Below are 10631 nucleotides of genomic sequence, written 5' to 3' on the forward strand. Positions count from 1 at the left end.
TAGAGCCGTAACTCTTGGGAGGATGGTGTGACCGACACAGCGATCAGTAGCGGCCATGATGTGGCCGATGGCAAAGCATGGTTTGGACATGACCGCTTCGGCATGTTCATCCACTTCGGGCTTTACGCACTCGGCGCGCGCCACGAATGGCTGAAGAACCGCGAGGAGTTCACTACCGAGGCGTATCAGAAATATTTCGATAACTTCGACCCCGATCTCTATGACGCCCGCGAATGGGCACGTCGAGCTCGCCAGGCCGGCATGAAATATGTCGTCCTCACCGCCAAGCATCATGAAGGCTTCTGCCTTTGGGATAGCAAGGTGACCGACTACAAGGTCACAAACACGCCCTATGGCAAGGACCTGATCGGCCCTTATGTCGAAGCGCTTCGCGCCGAGGGGCTGAAGGTCGGCTTCTATTATTCGCTGCTCGACTGGCATCATCCGGATTTCCCGATCGACGGACATCACCCGCAGCGTAACCATCCGGATGCCGCCAAGCTCAATGAGGGCCGCGACGTCAAGCGCTACGCGCAGTACATGCGCGATCAGGTGACCGAACTTCTGACGAACTTCGGCAAGATCGATGTGATCTGGTTCGATTTCAGCTATCCCCGCCGCGTCTACAAGGGCCTCTCCGGCAAGGGGCGCGCCGACTGGGAAAGCGAAGACCTTATGAAGCTGGTGCGCCGGTTACAGCCGGACATCATCGTCGGCGATCGTCTCGACCTACCGCGCGATGCCGACCACATGCCCGATCTCGTCACGCCGGAACAATATACGCCACGCGTCGCTCCGACGGTTGCCGGATTGCCGGTGCGCTGGGAAGCCTGCCACACCTTCAGCGGTTCCTGGGGTTATTATCGCGACGAGACGAGCTGGAAAGACGCTGGCCAGCTCATCAACATTCTGATCGATACAGTCTCGCTCGGCGGCAACCTGCTCATGAATATCGGCCCGACCGGCCGCGGTACTTTCGACGCGCGTGCCATCAAGGCGCTCGACACCTATGGCGAATGGATGCGACTGAACGGCCGCGCGATCTATGGTGCCAGCCCCTCCACCTACAAGGCTCCAAGCGGCTGCCGCTTCACCCAGAAAGGTAACCGGCTCTATCTGCACATCCAAACCTGGCCGTTCCGCCACATCCATATCGAAGGACTGGGACGCAAGGTCAAATATGCGCAGTTCCTGCACGATGCCAGCGAACTCCATTGGCTCGACCCGGATGCCGACGTCGATTCTAACATCGGCGTTGCCGTCGGAGAAGGCATGCTGAGCCTGGAGCTGCCGGTGCTCAAGCCGGATGTCGTGACGCCGGTCATCGAACTGATCCTCAAGGACTGAAGGAGAGAGCAAAGCCCAACCGCCCGGTGCCGTCATGAGCCGCGAAGCCGAACTCATTGCTGCAATGACCCCCTTGATCGCCGATCTGGCCGAAGATGGCAATGGCGCCGTCGCCCTCGCTGGATCGCGCGGCAAGGGACGCTCGGATGCGCAATCGGACTTCGATTTCCGGGTCTATGCCGATGCCTATCGCGGACCGGAAGTTCGACAAACCGAATCATGGCGGCGTTTCGAGGCCGCTCTGCAAAGCTGGCAGGCCGAAGGCATCCGCATGGATGGCGTCTGGATGCGCCGTTACGCCGGCGTTCAGCGCGATCTGGACTCCTGGCTTGCCGGCATGCCCGTGCCCAAGACCTTCGAATGGACGATCTGGGGCTATCACCTGCCGACGGATCTCGTCAGCCAGCAGATCATTGCAGACCCCCGCGGTCTGCTGGCCGGCTGGAAACAGCAACTGGCGCAGTATCCGGAAGCGCTGAGAGCCTTCGTCCTCAGCCAATACATGAATGTGCTGCGCTATTGGGCCAGGGATTATCACTATGAGAGCAAGATCGCCCGTCGCGATCTCGTCTTTCTCGTCGGGCTGACGGGCAAGCTTGTCAACGCCATCCTGCAGACGGTTTTTGCCTTCAACCGGGTCTATTTTCCAGGCGACGGCTGGAATCTGCCGATGGCATCCGAACTCGAGCGGCTGCCGCCCGACTTCATCGAGCGGATGACCGCCATTCTGGAGCCGGGCAAAGATCCGGATATCTGGCAGCGCCAGCGAACGGGACTGATCGGTCTGATCGCCGACCTGGAGGACATGATCGCGGCCTGAACGGGCCGCAAGACCAAGCCGGAGGGGAGCGTCCGAAGTGTGATCAGCGTCACTGCAACCAAAGTCATTATGGAGGAGGACCATCATGAAACGTTCATTGATCTTTGCCGCCGCTCTTGCGGCGAGTTCATTACCTGGCATCGGCGCGCAGGCGCAGGATGCTCCCGTAACCCTAACCTGGCAGATGTGGGGCGAGCCCAACGATGCGCAGCTTTGGCAGCAATTAGCCGATCTCGTCACCCAGCAATATCCCGACATCAAGGTCCACCTACAGCTTTCGGGCTGGACGGACTATTGGACGCGCCTGCCGGTTCTGACGGCATCGGGCCAGGTCGCCGATATCGTCTCCATGCAGTCGATGCGCATGCCCAATTTCTATTCGATCCTGACGCCCCTCGACGACTACGTGAAGAACAGCGATGTGAAGGTGGCGGACTTCGAGACATCGATCATGTCGGGGCTCTCCCATGACGGCAAGCTTTACGCGCTGCCTTACGACGTCGGCCCTTGGATGGTGTTCTACAATCGCGACAAGTTCGCCGCCGCCGGCTTGAAGGAACCTGCCAAGGACTGGACGTTCGACGACTTCAAGGCCGACGCCAAGGCGCTGACGAAGGACGGAACCTACGGTTACGGCACTCAGGCCTTCGATTTCATTGCCGGGCCTGTTGCTCTGGGCGCGGAATACTTCAATTCCGACAATGAATTCGACCTTACCAATGCCGGCTTTGTCGATGCGTTCAGCAAATATGCCGATCTCACGGCCAAGGACAAACTCTCGCCCGTCTTTGCCTCGGCAGCCGATGCCTCCGCAGCAAGCGGCCGCTTCGCCTCGGGTAATGTCGCCATGTATATCGATGGCCCCTGGACGCTGATTACCGCGCAGGCCAACGTGAAGTTCAAGATCGGCATCGCGCCGCTGCCGCGCGGAAGCGGCCCGTCGCGCTTCATCACAGCCGGCTCGGGCTGGGGCATTTCCACCGCCAGCCAGCACAAGGACGCCGCGTTCAAGGCGCTACAGGTGCTGACCGGTCCAAAGGCAGCCGAAATCCTCGGCACGGCCGGGCGCGCGCTGCCGGCGCGGCTTGCGCAGCAGACCGCCTGGTATGACGGTGCGGCCAAGAATGTCAGCGGCACCCGCGACACGCTGCAATATATGTTCTCCCACACCACCCCCTTCCGCCTTAACGAGAAATGGAACCAGTTCGAGAACCTGGTGATGCAGTATGTACCGCTCGCGCTGACCGGAGACTCGAAGCCCGACGGCGTGCTGAGCGACATTCAAAGCCAGCTTCCCTAACCCTAAGGTATCTGGCCTGCCTGCGGTCGGGGCTTACCAGCTCGACCGCAGCGCCCCTTGCCGGAAAGGAGGCCCCATGATGCTGGGCAAGCATACCGACATGATTGCCAAACCAAAGCCACGCCCTCGCAACTGGTTCAGAGGCGAGGGATGGACCGCTTTGTTCTTTCTGCTGCCGGGCTTGATCGGCATCGTCGTGTTCCTCGTCCTGCCCATTTTTGCTTCGATCGCGCTCAGCTTCACCAACTGGCAATTGCTCGGCACGCCGCGTTTTGTCGGCATTTCCAATTACACGCGCCTGTTTACGACCGACCCGCAATTCTGGACGGTCATGCGCAACACCATCTTCTTCACCGTCGAGTATCTGGTGCTGAATATCGTCATCTCGCTGGGATTGGCGACCTGGATTTCGAGCTTGAAAATAGGCCAGCGCTGGTTCCGGGTGATCTTATTCCTCCCGACCTTTACCCCGCTCATTGCCGGCGCCATGGTCTGGATGCTGATCTTTACCAGCGGCGGTCTTTTCGACAGCCTGATGGCCGCGCTGTCGCTACCGTTCGCAGGCGTTCTCAACGATCGCACGCTCGCCATGCAGGCTGTCGTCCTCACATCGATCTGGGCCGGCGTCGGCTACAATACGGTCCTGTTCAATGCTGCCCTCGACATGGTGCCGGCAACCTATCTGGAAGCAGCGCTGATAGATGGCGCGACGGCCTGGGACCGCTTCTGGAAAATCCGCCTGCCGCTGATCTCGCCGACCTTGTTCTTCGGCACGGTGATGACGGCGATCACGTCTTTACAAGTCTTCGATCAGATTTTCGTCATGACGAAGGGCGGGCCGGGATCGTCGACCGCAACGCTCGGCTATGCCATCTACCAACGCGGCTTTCAAAATTTCCAGATGGGTTATGCCTCGGCCATCGCCTGGGTGATGTTCGCGCTGATCATGGCGCTGACGGCACTGCAATTCTGGTTCCAGCGCAAATGGGTGCACTATGATGCATAAGTCCAAAAGCAGAGCGCGCCGAAAGCTTGTGCTCGATATCATCAATCATGCCGCGCTTACGCTTGTGGCGATCGCGTTCCTGTTTCCGTTCTTCTGGATGGTGTCGAACGCGGTGCGCTCGAATGCCGAAGTAACGGCGATACCGGTGCACATCCTTCCTGAGGTTTTCGAATGGGGTAATTTTGCCGCCGCCTGGACCAGGCTGCCCTTCGGCCGCTTCTTCCTCAACAGCGCCATCATCGCCGTCTGCGTGACGGCGATCACCGTCGTGGTTTCCTGCCTTTCCGGCTACGCCTTTGCGCGGCTGAGGTTCAGGGCGCGCGAAATGCTGCTGCTTGGCTATATCGGCACGCTGATGGTGCCACCGTTGATGCTCATCATTCCGCTGTTTCTGATCGTCAACAAGCTGGGCCTCGTCAACACCTTCCCCGGCGTGATCCTGCCGGTCTCCTTCGGCACCTTCGGCGCATTCCTGATGCGGCAATTCTTCCTCTCGATTCCGATGGAGCTTGAGGAGGCGGCAAGGATCGATGGCGCCTCCCGCCTGCGCATCCTCGTCAGCATCATCGTGCCGCTGTCGATGCCGGCGATCGGCCTCTTGTCGCTGTTCACCTTCATCGGTCAGTGGAACAATTTCCTCTGGCCGCTGATCGTCATGACCGGTGCCGACAATGCCACCCTGCCCGTCGGCCTCACCATGTTCCAGACGCAGCAGGGCACGCAGTGGAACTATCTGATGGCGGGCGCCACTCTTTCCATGCTTCCGGGCATCTTCCTCGCGATCGTCCTGCAGAAGCTCATCTACAACAGCATCGCCCTCAACGCCGGAATGGGCGGACGCTGAAGCGCCGGCCGACCTTCATCTGCATGGAGAACTTGAACTTTGCTTCCTCTTGATAGGCATTGAACGTCGACCGCACGATTGCACCGGCGAGCACCTATGATGGAACTGACTAGCCGTTAACTCCTATCGACACTCGCCAGATCCTATCGCAAGCGCGCTCACAGTTTTCAGCGCGCTTCGTCAGATTCATCGGCAACGCCGACATGATGCCGATAGACCATTCCCCAGCCTTTCCAGCCGGTGAAGAGGAGGATGAGAACAACGATCAATGACAGGAGGAGCCCAATCGGCACCACCGCCGTCTCTGCGTAAGCATATCGCGAGTACCAGTTGTAAAGCTCGATCAGGACGACAAGAACGTTGCCGCCGGCGTGAAGCCACACGTCCTGCAGGTTGCGGATTTGTGCGTCGCCCAACACATCCGCGAGGCCGGCAAGAGCGGCCAGCGCGGCCATCACCAGGCCCGCCCCAAGCAGCCAGAGTGTGCCGGTGACCCAGGCTGTATTGCCGGTTCGCCAAAAGATCAGGTCGCAAACGAAGGTCGCGACGAAGAAAGCGATCGGGAACGGTATCAGCATTGCATGGACAGGATGGCCGGCAATGCTTGCGGTGCTGTGAGGATTGTGGGTGATTATACCTTGAGCCATCTTTATGCCTTCCGGAGGCGTGGCGAGCGCCGCCGTCAGACCCACGTACATTGCACATGACGGGCTTGACGGTAAAAAGCCGATACATCCGAACGCCGGTTGCATCTGAATGTTCCATAACTCGGCCGGGCTCGGGCGGAGAAGCGCGCAGCTCTCTTCCCCACCGGCATACGTTCTACTCACTCCGCCGCGGACTGAGAGACGCTGACATCCGGCGGTCAGGGATGGAAATGCGGCCGCCATCGCGCACGTCGGTCGCGGCAATCTCGGCATCATTGAAAGGCAGGGCAGCGGCCGCCACTCCACCCAGAACAGCAACCACTTACGTCTGTTTATTCATCCTCGAACTTTAGAAGATCGGCCAGTTGTTCCAGTTCTTTGACCATCTGCAGCGCCAACCACTCGCTGATTTCTGGGACGATAGGGCGGAGCGATCTGGAACGCGGCGCGATTAAGCGATGATGGCGGCCGGTTTTGAAGAGCCGGTCGGAGGCAGGCGACAAAGTGCCGTTCAACAATGCAGTCGATATGACGCTGACCCAGCCAAGGGCAATCCCCTCGCCCCTGATCGCCGCCTCCAAGATCACGGCATAATCCGAAAACTCGTGCCAGCTTCCTTTCATCGTGGTCCGGTTGGCAACGCTTCCCCAAATACGACCCCACTCCCTCAGATCATGGTCGGTCAGGTGGAGGAAGACATGCCCGTGCCCATTGCCTTCATGGTTCAGCTTGCCATGCGCCTCAAGATAGGCCGGGCTACACACGGGAACGATCACTTCCGGCGCGAAATCCCACCAATAATAATGGGGGTCATCGTCGCTGATGATGCGCGTCGCCAGATCAATATTGTCAGGCACTCCGCGCATGATGCCGGAAATGAGATCAAATCTGAGATCGACATCGGGAAACCGCGCCTTGAACGCACCAAGCCTTGGCACGAGCCAATGTGCTGCGAAAGAGCTTGAGAGCGATAAAGTAACTACAGTCTTTGAAACTTTCTCCTGCTCCTGAATCGCCGTGATTGCAGCGCCAATGGTACCAAGACCCTCGCGCACGGCAGCATAAAGCGACCTGCCCTGGTCCGTCAGCTCCAAGCCTTTCGGGCTGCGATCGAAGAGCCGGATGCCCAATTCCCGTTCGAGTTGGGCGATGCTGCGGCTGATCGAGGGCTGGGTTACGTTGAATTCACCCGCAGTGGCGGTCAAGCTGCGATTTCTGGCTGCGGCCTCGAATATGAACAGGCCTCTGGCGGAAGGAACAAGACGCGAGAGTGTCGACATACGCCCAGCGTATACCCCCACTAATTATTTTCAACATTCACGGCCTTGCGAATATTTGGAATCATCCAGAAAGCAGACCAACAACCAGCAAGAGATACTTTCTTGGACCAGAGCTCTGTCTTCACGCGTGACAATACGACCGGGAATGCCGGCGCCGACCCTCTCCTTCAGCCCTTTCGCATAAAAAAACTAGAGTTGCGAAACCGGGTGGTCAGCACCAGCCATGCATCAATGCTCGATGAAGGCGGCCTGCCTTTGGAGAAATACACCCGCTATCATGAAGAGAAAGCGCGCGGCGGCCTCGCGATGACGATGATCGGCGGATCGGCGATGACCTCGCGGGATTCGAGCTGGGGCGGCGGGCAACTGGATCTCTCCAATGATGGTATCATCGCTCACCTGCAGAAGCTGGCGGACCGCGTGCATGCGCAGGGAGCGGCCGTCATGTCGCAGGTCTCGCACCTCGGCAGACGAGCGACCGGCTATGGCGGCAACTGGCTGCCGGCGCTCGCACCTTCCAGGGTTCGCGAGATACGCAACCGCAACTTTCCGAAGGAAATGGACGATGCGGATATCAGACGCATTGTCCGGGACTACGCCGATGCCGCGAAGAGATGCCTCGAAGGTGGGCTGGACGGTGTCGAAACGGTGACCGGAGGTCACCTTATCGGACAATTCCTATCGCCACTCACCAACAAACGGAACGATGCCTATGGTGGCTCAATCCCCAACCGGGCCCGGTTTGGCTTGATGGTGCACGAGGCGATCCGCAAGGCCGTCGGCGACGATTTCGTCGTTGGAATCCGGTTTGTGATCGATGAAGGGACAGAGGGCGGATCGGACTTTGACGACAGCCTTGAACAGGCGTCGCTTTTCGAACGCGAAGGCTTTCTGGACTACTTCAACTGCATTTATGGCCGCATGGATACCGATCTGGCCCTATCCGAAACGAATATGCCGGGGCTCTTCCAGAAGAGCGCTCCGTTTCTGGAGCATGTTGCAAAATTCAGGCGTGCGACCAGGCTTCCCTTGATACACGCCGCCGCCGTCCGGGATGTGGCCACGGCGCGCCATGCCATTCGTGACAACATCGTCGATCTCATCGGTATGACGCGCGCCCATATGGCCGATCCTTACATCGTCAACAAAATCATCAACGACGAAGAAGATCGCATTCGCCCCTGTGTCGGAGCGTCTTACTGTCTTTATAAGAAGGTTCATTGCATCCACAATCCGGCAAGCGGCCGCGAAACGCGCTTAGACCATCATATTGGTCGCGCAACCGTGAGGAAGCGTGTGGTCGTTGTCGGCGGCGGTCCTGCGGGGATGGAAGCTGCACGAGTGTCCGCCGAACGTGGCCACGACGTCGTGCTTTTCGAGGCGGGTTCGAGATTGGGCGGACAGATCCTGATTGCAACAAGAGCATCCGACCGAAAAGATCTGCTGGGCATTGTTGACTGGCGCATCCGTGAACTCGAACATCTCGGGGTCGACGTCCGTTGCAACGCCTACGCAAACGCGGAAATGGTATTGGCGGAACGGCCTGATGTCACTGTGATCGCGACAGGCGGCATTCCCGACATGGAATGGCTTGAAGGCGCCGAACTTTGCGACAGTGTCTGGGATGTGCTTGGCGGCTCAGTTCCCGCCAAGGCCGAGATCCTCGTCTATGATGGAACAGGCCGTCAAGCGGCACTCGCCTGCGGGATCCAGCTTGCCTCTGAGGGCGCATCCGTCTGCATCGCAACGCCGGACGATGCGCTGGCAATCGAAATGCCCTATCCCGACAAGGTCGGCTTCCGCAAGCGCATCGCCGAACTCGGCGTTCGATCCCTGGTCGATATCAGACTTGTGAGGGTTTATCGGGCAGCGGGCAAATTGATCGCGGTGTTCCGCAATGAATACACTCAAGCTGAAATAGAGATCGCGGCGGATCAGGTCATTATCGAAAACGGCACTGTTGCAGCCGAGGACGTCTACGCAGATCTCAAGCCCAAATCCGCAAATTTGGGCGTGACCGACATTGCGTTTCTGCTTGGCGACAGGGCAACGGATGCTCTCCCGACAGGGGCGAAAGCAGATTTGGAGCTTCATCGAATTGGCGACGCCGTGGCCAGCAGAGACATCTACTCCTCGATCCAGGACGCCTATCGACTGTGTTCTAAACTCTAACGTGATGTAGGAAATTGCGCGAAGCTAGGTTTCCAGGCTCGGCAGTCGCGTTGATGAGCAAAAATGCGCGAGCCTCTTCATTGCCGCTCCTCAAGCGCGCTCTGCTCCTTGCTGGGATCGAAGAGATCTGGAGATCGTCGTTCAGAGCTTCGTAGCCAACTGATCGACGAGAGCTTGGCCGACACCACGCGCTGACGCCGGATTCTGGCCCGTCACCAGGCGACCATCGGTTACGACATTCCCCGACCAATTGGGTGCAGCCTGATGCAATGCGCCGCGCTGCTTGAGAGTGGTCGCGAGCAGATAAGGCACTACCTTCGTGTAGTTGACCTCGGCCTCTTCCTCGTCGGTAAAGGAGGCAAGCGTCTTGCCGGCGACGAGATAGCTGCCGTCGGAAAGCTTCGCGTTCACCAGCGCGGCCGGACCGTGGCAGACCGCCGAGACGATACCGCCCGCTTCCCAGATCTCACGGATGACTTTCTGCACGGCCTCGCTGTCAGCGAAGTCCCACATCGTGCCGTGGCCGCCGGCGAAGAACACTGCGGAGTAGCGCGATGCGTCGAGGTCGCCCAATACAAGAGAATGAGCAAGCGCCTCGCGGAATTCCTTGTCCTTCCAGAAGCGGTCGTTGACCGGGTCGGAGAGATCGAAGAAGTCGATCGGCGGATGGCCGCCGCGGATTGAGGCGATCTCCACCGGAATTCCGGCGGCCTGGAACACTTCGAGCGGATGGGTCAGTTCGACCATCGCGAAGCCGGTCGGCTCACCGCTGTCGCCGCGGATCGGATGGCTGGTGACCACGCACAGGATGGGCTTAATGATGCCGGTCATGGGTTCGGGCTCCTCAGGATTTAAGCGAGGCCATGTCGATGACGAAGCGATACTTCACGTCGCTCTTCAACATGCGCTCATAGGCTTCGTTGATCTTCTGGATGGGGATGATCTCGATGTCCGAGACGATGCCGTGTTGCCCGCAGAAATCGAGCATCTGCTGGGTTTCCGGCACGCCGCCAATGAAGGAACCGGAAATCGCTCGGCGGCCGCGCACGAGCCCGCCGGCGTTCACCGGCGTGGCGAGCGGCCCCAGGTAGCCGGCGAGGACGAGCACGCCTTCCAACGTCAGCGTTGGCATGTAAGGATTGACGTCGTGATCATAGGGGACCGTGTCGATAATCACGTCGAAGCGCCCGCCGACGGCCTTCATCTGCTCCGCAT

General features: G+C 59.2%; 10 protein-coding genes. 6 read left to right on the plus strand and 4 right to left on the minus strand.

All coding sequences use genetic code 11. The features are described from left to right. The first annotated feature begins 27 nt into the window (after positions 1-27). The 5 genes from QDY28_RS27075 to QDY28_RS27095 all read left to right on the plus strand — a co-directional run bounded on the left by QDY28_RS27075 (position 28) and on the right by QDY28_RS27095 (position 5317). The gene (locus QDY28_RS27075) at positions 28-1347 is read left to right on the plus strand and encodes an alpha-L-fucosidase (protein ID WP_331384419.1); all 1320 of its coding nucleotides are present in this window, start codon (positions 28-30) and stop codon (positions 1345-1347) included. A gap of 34 nt (positions 1348-1381) precedes the next feature. Continuing rightward, positions 1382-2167: a DUF4037 domain-containing protein gene (locus QDY28_RS27080; RefSeq protein WP_331384420.1), complete on the plus strand. Its 786-nt coding sequence runs from the start codon at positions 1382-1384 to the stop codon at positions 2165-2167. Positions 2168-2252: 85 nt separating this feature from the next. Next, positions 2253-3467: an ABC transporter substrate-binding protein gene (locus tag QDY28_RS27085; protein WP_331384421.1), complete on the plus strand. Its 1215-nt coding sequence runs from the start codon at positions 2253-2255 to the stop codon at positions 3465-3467. 100 nt (positions 3468-3567) lie between these two features. After that, complete coding sequence (locus QDY28_RS27090) at positions 3568-4473, plus strand: carbohydrate ABC transporter permease (RefSeq protein ID WP_442967599.1); 906 nt, start codon at positions 3568-3570, stop codon at positions 4471-4473. Continuing rightward, the gene (locus tag QDY28_RS27095; protein WP_331384422.1) at positions 4463-5317 is read left to right on the plus strand and encodes a carbohydrate ABC transporter permease; all 855 of its coding nucleotides are present in this window, start codon (positions 4463-4465) and stop codon (positions 5315-5317) included. The genes QDY28_RS27090 and QDY28_RS27095 overlap by 11 nt, the downstream gene beginning before the upstream one ends. Before the next feature lie 167 nt (positions 5318-5484). On the opposite strand, the gene QDY28_RS27100 is transcribed toward QDY28_RS27095, so the two are convergent. Together QDY28_RS27100 and QDY28_RS27105 are read right to left on the minus strand one after the other, a co-directional pair. Further along, positions 5485-5964 (minus strand): DUF2231 domain-containing protein, encoded by a 480-nt coding sequence (locus QDY28_RS27100; protein ID WP_331384423.1) that lies wholly within the window; start codon positions 5962-5964, stop codon positions 5485-5487. A gap of 332 nt (positions 5965-6296) precedes the next feature. Continuing rightward, complete coding sequence (locus QDY28_RS27105; protein ID WP_331384424.1) at positions 6297-7244, minus strand: LysR substrate-binding domain-containing protein; 948 nt, start codon at positions 7242-7244, stop codon at positions 6297-6299. Between the two features lie 102 nt (positions 7245-7346). Between QDY28_RS27105 and QDY28_RS27110 the strand changes: the two genes are divergently transcribed. Beyond that, positions 7347-9416: an NADH:flavin oxidoreductase gene (locus QDY28_RS27110; protein WP_331384425.1), complete on the plus strand. Its 2070-nt coding sequence runs from the start codon at positions 7347-7349 to the stop codon at positions 9414-9416. Between the two features lie 141 nt (positions 9417-9557). Here QDY28_RS27110 and QDY28_RS27115 read toward each other — a convergent pair whose 3' ends face one another. Continuing rightward, complete coding sequence (locus tag QDY28_RS27115) at positions 9558-10247, minus strand: type 1 glutamine amidotransferase domain-containing protein (protein WP_331384426.1); 690 nt, start codon at positions 10245-10247, stop codon at positions 9558-9560. Between the two features lie 13 nt (positions 10248-10260). Continuing rightward, positions 10261-10631, minus strand: a 371-nt coding sequence (locus QDY28_RS27120) for a zinc-binding dehydrogenase (protein ID WP_331384427.1), incomplete at its 5' end; no start/stop codon positions are given.

This window comes from Rhizobium sp. BR 362, assembly GCF_036528765.1.
Classification (GTDB): domain Bacteria; phylum Pseudomonadota; class Alphaproteobacteria; order Rhizobiales; family Rhizobiaceae; genus Rhizobium.